The organism is Paraburkholderia bannensis (assembly GCF_014200455.1).
GTDB classification, from domain to species: Bacteria; Pseudomonadota; Gammaproteobacteria; order Burkholderiales; family Burkholderiaceae; genus Paraburkholderia; species Paraburkholderia bannensis_A.
On the sequence record NZ_JACHBW010000006.1, the window covers coordinates 40,695 to 53,660 of the forward strand.

Below are 12,966 nucleotides of genomic sequence, written 5' to 3' on the forward strand. Positions count from 1 at the left end.
AACGAAAATGCCTTGATATAAGGGATTTTCTGCCGATTCGAAGAGGGATAACGCACTGTCTTGCAAGCGCGATCGGGCATATTTCACGCCATACAAGACGTGACTTTGTTTCTAACCGTAACACTTATTACGGCCCTCCTCATTGGCTGGTTTCAGGTGGTATGCTTCCTGCACAAATTCTCCCTTGCACGAGTGAGACCACGTTCTTTGCGTCAATACCGTGATTTCACGCACTGCCTGAGTGCAGTCGGTGACGCAAAAGAACAAAACATATAAACATATGGTGCAACCGAGCACGCCCACGCGGACATCAAGAACCGCGAGCGACGCTCCGTCACTGCAGCCCCGGTCCGGCTGCGTGGAGAACAGCATGAATTTCGTAGAACTGAGCGACGACGAGTGGGCGCTAGTGTCCTCGCTCGTATCCGATGAACCGCCTATACGGCTCAACCGACGTGGCCGCCCGCGCGCGGAGCCGCGCGTCGTGGCGAACGCCGTGCTGTGGATCTTGACGACCGGCGAGTCCTGGTCGCGCCTGCCCGCACGATATCCGTCCGGACCGACCTGCCGCCGCCGTTTCGAGGAATGGCACGTCAGCGGCACGCTGCTTGAGTTGGTGCAATTGCTCACGCAGCGCGGCCGCCGCTTTGTCTATGTGCCCGAGCCCGCTCAGGCGCAGGCCATGTCGAGCCCACAGGCAACGCCTGCCGTGGCCGTCGTGGCGGAGGAAGCCATCGAGGACGACGGCTTGCCCGCCGTGTACTGGAAGAGCCCGGAAGCCTGGCAGGCGCCCGCATTGCCGGCCGATGCTGCGCCGTTGGCCGCGAATGCCGCTGCGAATCCGATCGAGAGCATGACGCGTCAGCTCGCCCGTCTGGACGAGGCGCTGTTGCAGGCGCAGCATCGCACGCCTGCCGCCAGGGCAGGGGCCGGGCAGGTCTCGCCGAGAGTGCCGCCCCAGGCTGATTCCACCGCCCACGCCGCGCGTGTAAAACCCCACGCGGCCGCAGCGGTGCGTACGATCGTGCCCGAAGACAATTTCGAGGTTCCGGGTGCCACGCCGCTGGTCGAGCAGATAGCCGAATGGCGCGGCTATGTGGTTCATCTGAGCGTGGAAGCCGCGCGCAGCCGCACGCATCGCGGCATGTATCGCGCCGCTGCGGAAATCCTCAAGGATGGCAAGCGCGTCGAGCGTTCGGGCCTTGTCGGCCCCGCGTTCGACGACGCCGATGCGGCGCGTCACTATGCTTTCGATTGGGCGCGTCAGTGGATCGACCGCGAAGGCCCGCATCGGTCGCGCGACGGTGTCGGCGGCGCCGATGTCGACCCCGAAGATCAGGATCCGGGCGTTTCGCTCGCGCGTGCCTATGCTCAAACCGGCGCTGAAGACGGTGGCGTGGTCACTCGCGCGATGCCGATGGCAACGTCGGCTTTGGCGACGGCGGGTTCGCACGTCGTCACCAGCGGCATGCGTCATGCACCGCTGCAACGCTATACCAGCAGTGCGCTGCTTGCGTCCGGCGAAAGCCACGAGGCGTCCACCGCCACTGGCGCCGATCGCCATCCTCACGCTTCGCGCTATAGAACGCATCTGAGCTAGGCGGCGGCCCGCTTCATCCCTGGCCGCTGCTTTTGCTTTCGCTTTCCCGCTGGTCTTCGAAGCTCTCGTCGAAAGCATTTCGCGTTTCATCTTTCTGCACAGTTACGCCGTCAACCGGAATCGATTCGCTCCAGTGGTCACTGGATCATTCCGTTGCGGCGCAAGCCGTGGTGTCTCCGTCCATTTCATCGGGTGCAGGGCGCTCTCATGGGCACCCCGTCACGCACTGACTGAATTCAACCGCCTCGCCCGAGCCCTTGCGGGCCCGGGCGATCCCATCATTGCCGGCCGTACTGATCGTCAAGACGCACGATGTCGTCTTCGCCCAGGTACGAACCCGACTGCACCTCGATGATTTCGAGCGGCATCTTGCCCGGATTTTCGAGCCGGTGCGCCACTCCTAGCGGGATATAAGCCGATTCGTTTTCCGAAACGATAAAGCGTTCCTCGCCGCGCGTGACGAGCGCCGTGCCACGCACGACGACCCAGTGTTCGGCGCGATGATGGTGCATCTGCAAGGACAGACGCGCGCCGGGATCGACCACGATACGCTTGACCTGGAAGCGCTCGCCGCTGTCGACGCTGTCGTAGTGACCCCACGGGCGATGCACGAGGCGATGGGCGACGGCTTCGCTGCGCTTCTGCGTTTTGAGGCGTTGGACGATCTTCTTCACGTCCTGGGCGCGCGAACGGTCGGCCACGAGCACCGCGTCGGCGGTTTCGACCACCACGAGATTCTCGGTGCCCAGGCACGCGATCAGGCGTCCATCCGAATGCGCGAAGGTGTCGTTCGCGCCTTCGAACATCACTTCGCCTTGCGCCACGTTGCCCGCATCGTCCTTTGGGGCGACCTGCCAGACCGTGTCCCACGAACCGAGATCGGTCCAGCCCGCCGAAAGCGGCACGACTACGCCGCTGGCCACCGAGGTATCGCCGGACAGCGGCTCCATCACCGCATAGTCGATCGAATTCGATGGCGAGCGTGCGAAGCACTCGGGATCGACGCGGAAGAAGTCCCCATCGGCCTTGCCGTGCTCGACGGCGGCCGTGCAGGCCTCGTAAATCGCGGGCTGGAAGTGGCGAATCGCCTTGAGCCATGTGGACGCGCGCACAATGAAGATGCCGCTATTCCACCAGTAGCGCTGCGAGGCAACGTACTGTTGCGCCAGTTCGATATAGGGCTTTTCGACGAAGCCATTGAGACGGCGCGCGCCATCGGGCTCCCGGGCGGCAAGCGGTTCGCCCACATGAATGTAGCCGTAACCCGTTTCCGGGTGCGTGGGCACGATGCCCATCGTCACGATCTGGCCGTTGGCGGCGTGGCGCACGCCGTCCGCGACCGCTGCCTGAAACGCTTCGAGATCCGCGAGCGCATGATCCGCGGGCATCACCACCATGATGCCGTCCTGCTGCGCGGAGGTCACGGACAAGGCCGCGATCGTCAGTGCGGGTGCGGTGTCGCGCGCGAGCGGTTCGAGAATCAGGCGTGCTTCCTTGCCAGCCGCGCGAACCTGATCGGCGGTCGTAAAGCGATGTTCCTCGTTGCACACGATCATGAGCTTGTCGGCGAGCGTCACGCGCCCGGCGAGGGCGTCGAGCCGGCCCGCTGTATCCGCGAGCAAGGACCGCTCGCCGACCAGGTTGATCATCTGCTTCGGGTATTGCTCGCGCGACAGTGGCCACAGTCGCGAACCCGCGCCGCCGGCCAGCACCACGGGACATACCTGCAGCGCGTTGCGCGCGTCGTCGCGCGACGCTGCCTGTTGAGCCGCGCGTGCCGAGGCCGTTGCGGAACCCGTATCCGTCATCTCGCTCTCCTGAAAGGGGTTTCGGTTAAGCAATTTGTAGCACGCTTAAAATCGCAATAAATCGAGTCGTAAAGAAGAAAACAAAAAATATTCGGATTAAATTAAAAAATGATGATTCGTCATGAATGGATTTGAATAAAAATAAAAAGAAAAATGTCCGTTATGACCGGAATGCTGCGAAATAAATCAGCCTGTACCGTCAGCGATCCGGCAAAATTTTCCGCTTCCGTGACACGTTCAAAGGCTTGCTGGGCGGCCTTTCCGGCAATCGTTGCCGAAAAAATCAGACAAAAATTAGGTCGTTAGCAACGAAACATTTGGAGATACTTTTTGCCCTTGCGCTCGCAATTTTTATAGCGCTTTATTAGGGTTTATTCGGATGCGAATTAGCAGCGCCGGATCGATTCCGGTGCAGATCTCCTGAATTCCGCGGATTCCCGTAGCAGCGGCCATGATGCAAAACGCGTGGCTGCATTTCATTTTTTAACCGAGGTGCCGGACATGCTGAGCGTTCTAGCCAGAATCATCGATGTTGCCGCCATCGCCGCTGGCGCGCTGCTTGCGGCCGCCCTGCACCACGGACGCTTCGTCACGCTCTCCGATCCCGAAAGCGTGGCGCTCGGCTTCAACTGCGTGCTGGCGATCTGGATGTTTCCCGCATTCGGCATTTACCAGTCGTGGCGCGGCAAGTCGCTGTTCGTGCTGGCGGCGCGAGTGTGCGCCGCCTGGATCGCGGTGGAGTGCACGGGCATTCTGCTGAGCTTCAGCGTGCACCGCGCCGATTCGCTTTCGCGTATCTGGCTGGCCTACTGGGTGGTGGCGTCGGTGGCCTTGCTGATCGTGTCCAAGGCGCTGGTGCACATGGTGCTGCGCAGCCTGCGCCGCGAGGGCTACAACCTGAAGCAGGTGGCCGTGGTCGGCGGCCCGCGCTACGCGCGTTTTCTGATCGAGCAGATGAAGAGCCGACCGGAAGCGGGCTTTCATCCCGCGCTGGTGTACGACGAAGACACCGATGCCGATGGCAATGCGCGCCTTGACGGCGTGCCGGTCGAACGCAACCTGCAGGCGATGCTCGAATTCGTGCGCGAGCACGATGTGCGCGAACTGTGGCTCGCTTTGCCAATCACGAAAGAGCGCACGATTCACCGCATCGTCATGGCGATGCGCAACGATTTCGTGAATATCCGCTTTATCCCCGATGTGCGCAGCCTGTCGTTCTTCAGCCAGCCGGTGGTCGATCTGCTCGGCGTGCCGGCGATCAATCTCGCGGCTTCGCCGGTGACGGATCTGAGCGTGCTGCCCAAGCGCGTGTTCGACATCCTGTTTGCCGGCGCGGTGCTGGTCGCGCTCGCGCCGCTGTTCGCGCTGGTGGGGCTGGCGGTGAAGCTCACGTCGAAGGGGCCGGTGTTCTTCAAGCAGCGCCGCAAGGGGCTAGACGGCAACGAGTTCGAGATCTACAAGTTCCGCTCGATGAAGGTGCACGCGGAAGTCGCCGGCCAGGTCACCCAGGCGCGCCGCAACGATCCGCGTGTGACGCGCGTGGGCGCCTTCCTGCGTCGCACGAGCCTTGACGAGCTGCCGCAGTTCATCAACGTCCTCAAGGGCGAGATGTCGGTGGTGGGGCCGCGTCCGCATGCGCTGGCGCACGACGACATCTACAAGGATCTGGTGCGCGGCTACATGGCGCGCTACCGCATCAAGCCGGGCATTACCGGCTGGGCGCAGGTCAACGGTTTCCGGGGAGAGACCGATCGCGTGGAAAAGATGCGCGACCGCGTGCGTTTCGACCTGCATTACATGCAGCACTGGAGTTTCGCGCTCGATCTGCGCATCGTCGCGATGACCATGTGGAAGGGCTTTGCTGGGCAGAATGCTTACTAAGCCATGCTGAATAAAGTATTGCACAGACGTTGAAAAGCATTGAATTCACATTGAGCATACCAGGCGCATCGCGTGCGCATGAGGCCGCGGCCCTGGTGGACACCAACAGGCAATCACAATTGAGGTGGGCATGAATCTGACGATCATTGGCAGCGGTTATGTGGGTCTCGTGACGGGCGCGTGTCTGGCCGACATCGGCAACGACGTGTTCTGTCTCGACGTGGACCAGCGCAAGATCGACCTGCTCAATCAGGGCGTCGTGCCGATTCACGAGCCGGGCCTGAAGGAAATCATCGAGCGCAACGTGCGCGCGCGCCGTCTGACGTTCTCGACCGATGTCGAAGCGGCAGTCGCGCACGGCGATGTACAGTTCATCGCCGTGGGCACGCCGCCCGACGAGGACGGTTCGGCCGACCTGCAATACGTGCTGACGGCTGCGCGCAACATCGGCCGCCTGATGAACGGTTTCAAGGTCATCGTCGATAAATCGACGGTGCCGGTCGGCACGGCGGCGCTGGTGCGCGATGCAATCGCGTCAGAGTTGCGCAAGCGCGGCGAGAACCACATGTACTCGGTGGTCTCGAATCCGGAGTTCCTGAAGGAAGGCGCGGCCGTAGACGATTTCGCGCGCCCCGACCGCATCGTGCTGGGCTGCGACGAAGACGTGCCGGGCGAACGCGCGCGCGAACTGATGAAACGCCTGTACGCGCCATTCAACCGCAACCACGAACGCACGCTCTACATGGACGTGCATTCGGCGGAATTCACCAAATACGCCGCGAACGCGATGCTGGCCACGCGCATTTCGTTCATGAACGAACTGGCGAATCTGGCCGATCGCGTCGGCGCGGATATCGAGGCAGTGCGCCGTGGCATCGGTTCCGATCCGCGCATTGGCTATGACTTTCTCTATGCGGGCTGCGGTTACGGCGGCTCGTGCTTCCCGAAGGACGTGAAGGCGCTGATGCGTACGGCCGAGGATTTCGGCGAGCCGCTGCAGATCCTGCGGGCCGTGGAAGCGGTCAACGAAGCGCAAAAGCAGGTGCTGGCGCAGAAGATCGTCACGCGCTTTGGCTCGGATCTCACGGGCCGCACCTTTGGCCTCTGGGGCCTCGCATTCAAGCCGAACACGGACGACATGCGCGAAGCACCGAGCCGCACGCTGATCGCCGAACTGCTGGCGCGCGGCGCACGCGTGCAGGCCTATGACCCGGTCGCGGTGAAGGAAGCGCAGCGCGTGCTGGAGATGGATCTGCAGAAGACGCCCGGGCAGCTTGAGCGGCTCGTCTATGCCCATGACGCGATGGAAGCTGCGCATGGCGCGGATGCACTGGTCGTCGCCACCGAATGGAAGGTGTTCAAGGCGCCGGATTTCGAAACGCTCAAGGCGCAGCTGAAAACGCCGATCGTGTTCGACGGCCGCAATCTGTACGAGCCGCTCACGCTGCAGGAACTCGGCATCGAGTATCACGCCGTGGGCCGCGCGAGCGCCGCGCAGGCAAGCCGTGCGCGCGCCGAAGCCGCAACTTCGACGCAATCGCAGGTGACCGCGTAAATACGCGGTCGCAACGAGGAGTCACCCGTCCATGTTCAACGACGTATTGATCGTCTGTCACGCGAATGTCTGCCGCTCGCCAGCGGCGGAACAGCTGTTTCGCGCGCGTCTTCGCGAGCGTGCGGCCGGCCACGCAGGCGCGTTTCATTCGGCGGGTCTGCGCGCACGCGAAGGCGTGGACATGGACCCCGTGATGCAACGCCTGCTCGCGGAGCGCGGCGTGGAGGTGGGCGAGCACCGCTCGCGCCGCCTCACGAGCCGCCTCGTGCGACAGGCCGACCTCGTGCTGGTCACGGAGCGCCATCAGGTCGGCGAGGTCGAGCGTATCGAACCGACCGCGCGCGGCAAGGTGTACGCGCTCGGCAACTGGGAGAACTCGGACGTCGCCGACCCGCATGGTCAGGATGAAGCCATGTATCGCGACAGTCTCGAATTGATGGATCGTCTGGTAAAGGGATGGCTGAGCCGAATATGCCAATGAGTAAACTCAATCTGATGAGCGCGCTGGCGCTGAGTATTTTTGTTTCCGCATGCGCGAGCGCGCCTGGCAACTACCTCGATTCCTCCAGCCTCAAGGAGCAGCCCGGCAATCAGCCGCAGAAGCAGTACGACGTGCATCTGATCGACTCGCAGCTCGTGATGCGCCAGGCGCAGGAAGCCGTGGCCGCGCAACAGCGCGAACTGCCGCCGGCGAAGTACGCGTCGCCGGCCGACTACGTCTATCACCTCGCGCCTCAGGACATTCTGGGCGTGACGGTGTACGACCATCCGGAACTGTCCACGCCGCAGGGCTCGACGTTTTCGCAGGGCGGCAACACCACGCAGACGGTCGGGCAGGCGCTCACGCAGCCCTATACCAACGCGCTTTCCGGGCAGTCCGATCCCTATGGCCAGACCGTCGCCAAGGACGGCACCATCTACTTCCCGTTCGTGGGACGCGTGATGGCCGCGGGCAAGACGCCGGGGCAGTTACGCGACCAGCTCGCGTCGGGTCTCGGGCCGTATATCAAGAATCCGCAGGTGGACGTGCGCGTGCTCGCCTACCGCAGCCAGAAAATCCAGGTGACCGGCGACGTGAAGACGCCGGGCCCGCTTTCCATGAGCGACGTGCCGCTGACGCTCGTCGATGCGATCACGCGCTCGGGCGGCAGCACCGACAACGCCGACATCAACCGCGTGCGTCTCACGCGCAACGGCAAGCTCTACGTGCTGGACGCGAACCGCATGCTCGATTCGGGCGACGCGACGCAGAACGTGATGCTTCAGGACGGCGACATCATCAATGTGCCAGATCGTTCGGATAGCAGAATATTTGTGATGGGCGAAGTGAAGACGCCCATTCAGACCGGCATGATTCGCGGCAAGCTGACGATCGCCGATGCGCTCACGTCCGCGGGCGGCATTCTCGATACCGACGCGAATCCGCGCCAGATCTTCGTGATGCGGGGAATGAAGGACAACCCGAGCGAGCCGGAAATCTACCGTCTCGACATGACGAAGCCCGACGCGATCATGCTGTCCTCGCAATTCCAGCTCAAGCCGATGGATGTCGTGTATGTCGGTACGGCAGCCTCGACGACCTTCAACCGCCTCTTGCAGCAGATCCTGCCAACGGTGCAGACGGTCTTCTACCTGAAGCAGATCACGCGCTAAGCGCGTGAGGTCTTCCCTCCCACGCAACACGATTTAAAACGGGATCGAAACGTGAGCATTCAAGCCAACAGTCAGGCGGCCCCGGCGGCCCGCACAGAGGAAGAGGACGTCGTCCTCGGCCAGTTGCTGCGCGTCATCATCGACGACATCGGCTGGCTCATCGCGATCGCGGCGGTGGTGGTCGGCTGCGCCGTGTTCTACTGCTTCGTCGCCAAGCCGGTGTATACGGCGGACACGCAGGTGCGCGTCGAGCAGGCCGACTACACCTCGCAGGCGCTGACGCAAACGCAGTCGGGCGCCAACATCACCAGCGGCCAGCAGGGCTCCCTGCCGACCGACGCGGAAATCCAGATGATCCAGAGCCGCAGCGTGCTCGAACCGGTCGTCAGGCAGTTCAAGCTGAACTTCACGGTCTCGCCGGTCACGCTGCCCGTGGTCGGCAGCCTCGCGGCGCGCCTGGCGACGCCGGGCACGCCCTCGCATCCGTGGTTTGGTCTGGGCAGCTATGCATGGGGCGGCGAAGTCGCCGGCGTGGATTCGATCGAAGTCTCGCCGGGGCTTGAGGGCAAGAAGCTCACGATGACCGCGCTCGACGACAACCGCTACGTGATTTCCGGCCCGGACGGCGGCCGGCTGGTGGAAGGCACGGTGGGGCAGCAGGTGCAGGGCGGCGGCGTCACGATGCTGGTGAGCGAGCTGAAGGCGCGCCCCGGCACGCGCTTCACGGTCGTGCGCATGAACGATCTGGACGCCGTCACGGGCTTCCAGAACGCGGTCAAGGTGCAGGAGCAGGGCAAGCAGACGGGCGTGATCGATATCTCGCTCGAAGACAACGATCCCGATCACGCTGCCCAGGTGGCGAATGCGGTCGCGCAATCGTATCTGCGCGAGCACGTCGCCACCAAGCAGGCCGATGCGAGCAAGATGCTCGACTTCCTGCGCAGCGAGCAGCCGCGCCTGAAGTCGGACCTCGAAAACGCAGAAGCCGCGCTGACTGCGTATCAAAGCAAGTCGGGTTCGATCAACGCCAGCGACGAAGCGAAGATCTATCTGGACGGCAGCGTTCAGTACGAGCAGCAGATTTCCGCGCTGCAATTGCAGATCGCTTCGCTGCAACAGCGCTTTGGCGACCAGCATCCGGTGCTGATCGCGGCGCGCCAGCAGCTTGCGCAATTGCAGGGCGAGCGCGCCAAGTACGACACCAAGTTCCGCGACCTGCCAGCTACCGAAGTCAAGGCCGTGCAGCTGCAACGCGACGCGAAGGTGGCGGAAGACATCTACGTGCTGCTGCTCAACCGTATTCAGGAGCTTTCCGTGCAGCGCGTGGGCACGGGCGGCAACGTGCATATCGTCGATCCGGCGATGCGCCCGGGCAAGCCGTCCAAGCCCAAGAAGCTGCTGATCATCTCGGCGGCCACCATGCTCGGCCTGATTCTGGGCACCGGCTTCGTGCTGATGCGCCGGAACATGTTCAAGGGCATCGTCGATCCGGATGTTATCGAGCGTAATTTCCAGCTGCCGGTCTACGGTCTCGTGCCGCTTTCGGCGGAACAGGCGGTGCTGGAAAAACGCGCGCCGGTGCGCGGCGGTACGCGTTTGCGTGAAGTGCTCGCCAATGCCGCGCCCAAGGATCTCACGGTCGAGAGCCTGCGCTCGCTGCGCACCTCGCTGCAGTTCAGCGTGATGGATGCGCGCAATCATGTGGTGGCGCTAACCGGCTCGGTGCCGGGCGTCGGCAAGAGCTTTCTCACCGCGAATCTGGCGGTGCTTCTGGCGCACTCGGGCAAGCGCGTGCTGATGATCGACGGCGACATGCGCCGTGGCGCGCTTGAACGCTATCTGGGCGGCCCGCAGGAAAACGGCTTTTCCGAGCTGCTCTCGGGGCAGATCGCGCTGGACGAGGCGATTCGTGGGACCGAAGTGGATAACCTGCAATTCATCTCCTGCGGCCGCCGTCCGCCCAATCCGTCCGAGCTGCTGATGTCGCCGCGCCTGGGCCAATACCTCGACGGTCTCGCCAAGCGCTACGACATTCTGCTGATCGACACGCCGCCGGTGCTGGCGGTGACCGATGCCGCCATCATCGGCGCTCACGCCGGCTCGACCTTCGTGGTGCTGCGCTCGGGCATGCATACCGAAGGCGAGATCGCCGATACGCTCAAGCGTCTGCGCAATGCGGGCGTGCGCGTGACGGGCGGCGTCTTCAATGGCGTGCCGGCACGCGCTCGCGGCAGCTACGGCTATGGCTACGCTGCGGTGCAGGAATACCTGAGCGCCTGATGAAGGAGGAACACGCGATGAAAGTTACCGTGCTCGTGCCGACGTATCGGCGTCCTGAAGATCTCGCACGCTGTCTGTCGGCGCTGCTGTGCCAGCAGCGCGCGCCCGACCAGATCGTGGTGGTGGCGCGCGCCGACGACGCCGTCACGCACGCCTGTCTGGCCGAACACGTCACGCCGCGCGTGCTGAACGTGGACGTGGCGATGGTGCAGGAGCCGGGCCAGGTGGCCGCGCTCAATCGCGGTCTGGAAGCGGCGACGGGCGATGTCATCGCCATCACCGACGACGACGCCGCGCCGCGCGCGGACTGGGTTGCGCGTATCGCCGCGCATTTCGAAGCCGATGCGAAACTGGGCGCGCTGGGCGGACGCGACTGGGTGCATGAGGAAGGCCGCGTACTCGATGGCGAGCGCGAGCTGGTGGGACGCGTGCAGTGCAGCGGACGCATCGTCGGCAATCATCATCTGGGCGTGGGCGCGGCCCGCGAAGTCGATCTGCTCAAGGGCGCGAATATGAGCTACCGGCGCGCGGCGATCGGCGACCTGCGCTTTGACCGCCGTTTGCGCGGCACCGGCGCGCAGACCCACAACGATATGGCCTTCAGCATGGGCGTGAAGCGCGCGGGCTGGAAGCTCGTCTACGACCCGCTGGTGGCCGTGGACCACTATCCCGCGCCGCGTCCCGGCGAAGATCCGCGCAACGCGCAGACGCTCGCCTCTATCCGCAATGGCGCGTTTAATTTCCACCTGATCCTGCGTGGCCATCTCGCGCCGCTGCACCGCGAAACCGCATGGTGGTGGTGGGCGCTGGTGGGTACGCGTGTCTATCCGGGCTTGCTGCTGGCGGGCCTGAGCGCGCTGCGTTCGGGCTCGGCAGGCGCGGCGTTCGCGCGCTGGCGCGCGGTACGCGGTGGCGCACGCGAGGCGCGCCGCGCGATTGCCTGACACACATCGCCCGATAACGATCGACGGAAGTATCCGCTCGCGCGTCGACGACTGATCGGCGTGCCCGCACACGAATTTACGGAGGACCCCGAATGAGCAGTACGAACGTCCACGTGCACCTGTTTTACGGCGCGGATCCGCGCCACTATCGCAAAGGCGAGAATATCGGCTCGCTGTATGGCTACCATCACGCGCAGTCTGCGGAATTCGCGCTCAATTACGCGCAGGACACGCCCGAGGGCAAGCCGGTGCGTTTCGTGCGCCGGGCGCTGAAGGCGGCGCTCGGTTTCGATTTCATTCACGCGTGGCGCAACCGTGAAGCCATGCTCAATTCGGATGTGATCTGGACGCACACGGAGCAGGAGCATCTGGCCGTGGCGCTCGTGCTGCTGATGCAGGCAAAGAAGGGCGGGGCGCGTCCTTTGCTGCTCGCGCAAAGCGTCTGGCTGCTCGACCGCTGGCCGGGCTACGGCGGCCTGCGCCGCGCGTTCTACAAGCGCCTGCTCGCGCGCGCCGACCGCCTCACTACGCTGGCCAGCGAAAATGCGGCGCTGTGCAAGCAGTTCTTCGGCCGGGCCGCCACGTCCCTCCTTTACGGCCTGAATACCCGCGATTTTCCACTTTGCCCGCCCTCGCACTGGAAGCCGCATGCGCCCGTGCGCGTGGCCGCCATCGGCAACGATCGCGACCGCGACTGGACCACGCTCGTCGCCGCCTTGCGCGACGATGCGCGCTACGAAGTGCGGATTGCCACGCGTCGCCGCATGCCGGCGTCCGCGCGCGCCGCGAACGTGGAGATCGTGCGCGTGTCCGGCATCCAGCAGCAGCACGCGCTCTATAACTGGGCTGATATCGTCGTCGTGCCGCTGCGCCCCAATACGCACGCTTCGGGCATCACAGTCATGCTGGAAGCCGCCGCGCTCGGCAAGCCGATGATCGTCACCAGGGTAGGCGCGCTCGACGATTACTTCGACGACAAGGCCGCGTTTTATATCGAGCCTTTCAACGCACAGCAGTTGCGCGAGGCCGTCAACGCACTGGTGGACGATCCCGCACGCGCACTCGCCCAGGCGCGCGAAGCCTGCGAGCAACTGAGTACGCGCGATCTCACCACGGAGAACTACGCGCGCCAGCACGTGCAGCTCACCCGCGAAATGTTGCTCGAACGCGATCCGCGCACGCAGTCCGCTACGCGCGCCGCGATGGCGGGCGCTACCGGCCAGATGCCGCGCGGGATGTGATCAT

Annotated in this window: 9 protein-coding genes; 8 read left to right on the forward strand and 1 reads right to left on the reverse strand. The window is 63.9% G+C overall.

Annotation, left to right across the window (positions count from 1 at the left end; genetic code table 11):
- The first annotated feature begins 370 nt into the window (after positions 1-370).
- Positions 371-1,600: a transposase gene (locus F4827_RS11600; RefSeq protein ID WP_183724090.1), complete on the forward strand. Its 1,230-nt coding sequence runs from the start codon at positions 371-373 to the stop codon at positions 1,598-1,600.
- A 278-nt stretch (positions 1,601-1,878) separates the two neighbouring features.
- On the opposite strand, the gene F4827_RS11605 is transcribed toward F4827_RS11600, so the two are convergent.
- Positions 1,879-3,408, reverse strand: a complete 1,530-nt coding sequence (locus tag F4827_RS11605; protein WP_183724091.1) for a mannose-1-phosphate guanylyltransferase/mannose-6-phosphate isomerase — start codon at positions 3,406-3,408, stop codon at positions 1,879-1,881.
- Between the two features lie 501 nt (positions 3,409-3,909).
- Between F4827_RS11605 and F4827_RS11610 the strand changes: the two genes are divergently transcribed.
- The 7 genes from F4827_RS11610 (at position 3,910) to F4827_RS11640 (ending at position 12,962) form a co-directional block, all read left to right on the forward strand.
- Complete coding sequence (locus tag F4827_RS11610) at positions 3,910-5,289, forward strand: undecaprenyl-phosphate glucose phosphotransferase (protein ID WP_183724092.1); 1,380 nt, start codon at positions 3,910-3,912, stop codon at positions 5,287-5,289.
- A 130-nt stretch (positions 5,290-5,419) separates the two neighbouring features.
- Entirely contained in the window at positions 5,420-6,844 is a 1,425-nt protein-coding gene (locus F4827_RS11615; protein ID WP_183724093.1) for a UDP-glucose/GDP-mannose dehydrogenase family protein, read from the forward strand.
- A 31-nt stretch (positions 6,845-6,875) separates the two neighbouring features.
- Complete coding sequence (locus tag F4827_RS11620) at positions 6,876-7,325, forward strand: low molecular weight phosphotyrosine protein phosphatase (protein WP_183724094.1); 450 nt, start codon at positions 6,876-6,878, stop codon at positions 7,323-7,325.
- Complete coding sequence (locus F4827_RS11625) at positions 7,322-8,497, forward strand: polysaccharide biosynthesis/export family protein (protein WP_183724095.1); 1,176 nt, start codon at positions 7,322-7,324, stop codon at positions 8,495-8,497. The genes F4827_RS11620 and F4827_RS11625 overlap by 4 nt, the downstream gene beginning before the upstream one ends.
- 51 nt (positions 8,498-8,548) lie before the next feature.
- Positions 8,549-10,777: a polysaccharide biosynthesis tyrosine autokinase gene (locus F4827_RS11630; protein ID WP_183724096.1), complete on the forward strand. Its 2,229-nt coding sequence runs from the start codon at positions 8,549-8,551 to the stop codon at positions 10,775-10,777.
- Positions 10,778-10,794: 17 nt separating this feature from the next.
- Positions 10,795-11,721 carry a glycosyltransferase family 2 protein gene (locus F4827_RS11635; protein ID WP_183724097.1) on the forward strand — a complete coding sequence of 309 codons (927 nt, stop codon included), beginning with the start codon at positions 10,795-10,797 and terminating at the stop codon, positions 11,719-11,721.
- Positions 11,722-11,813: 92 nt separating this feature from the next.
- The gene (locus F4827_RS11640; protein WP_183724098.1) at positions 11,814-12,962 is read left to right on the forward strand and encodes a glycosyltransferase family 4 protein; all 1,149 of its coding nucleotides are present in this window, start codon (positions 11,814-11,816) and stop codon (positions 12,960-12,962) included.
- The last annotated feature ends 4 nt before the right edge of the window (positions 12,963-12,966 follow it).

Excerpts from the sequence above, each read along its gene's own strand:
- F4827_RS11600 (WP_183724090.1), top strand. The coding sequence starts at position 371 with ATGAATTTCGTAGAACTGAGCGACGACGAGTGGGCGCTAGTGTCCTCG.
- F4827_RS11605 (WP_183724091.1), bottom strand. The coding sequence starts at position 3,408 with ATGACGGATACGGGTTCCGCAACGGCCTCGGCACGCGCGGCTCAACAG.
- F4827_RS11610 (WP_183724092.1), top strand. The coding sequence starts at position 3,910 with ATGCTGAGCGTTCTAGCCAGAATCATCGATGTTGCCGCCATCGCCGCT.
- F4827_RS11615 (WP_183724093.1), top strand. The coding sequence starts at position 5,420 with ATGAATCTGACGATCATTGGCAGCGGTTATGTGGGTCTCGTGACGGGC.
- F4827_RS11620 (WP_183724094.1), top strand. The coding sequence starts at position 6,876 with ATGTTCAACGACGTATTGATCGTCTGTCACGCGAATGTCTGCCGCTCG.
- F4827_RS11625 (WP_183724095.1), top strand. The coding sequence starts at position 7,322 with ATGAGTAAACTCAATCTGATGAGCGCGCTGGCGCTGAGTATTTTTGTT.
- F4827_RS11635 (WP_183724097.1), top strand. The coding sequence starts at position 10,795 with ATGAAAGTTACCGTGCTCGTGCCGACGTATCGGCGTCCTGAAGATCTC.
- F4827_RS11640 (WP_183724098.1), top strand. The coding sequence starts at position 11,814 with ATGAGCAGTACGAACGTCCACGTGCACCTGTTTTACGGCGCGGATCCG.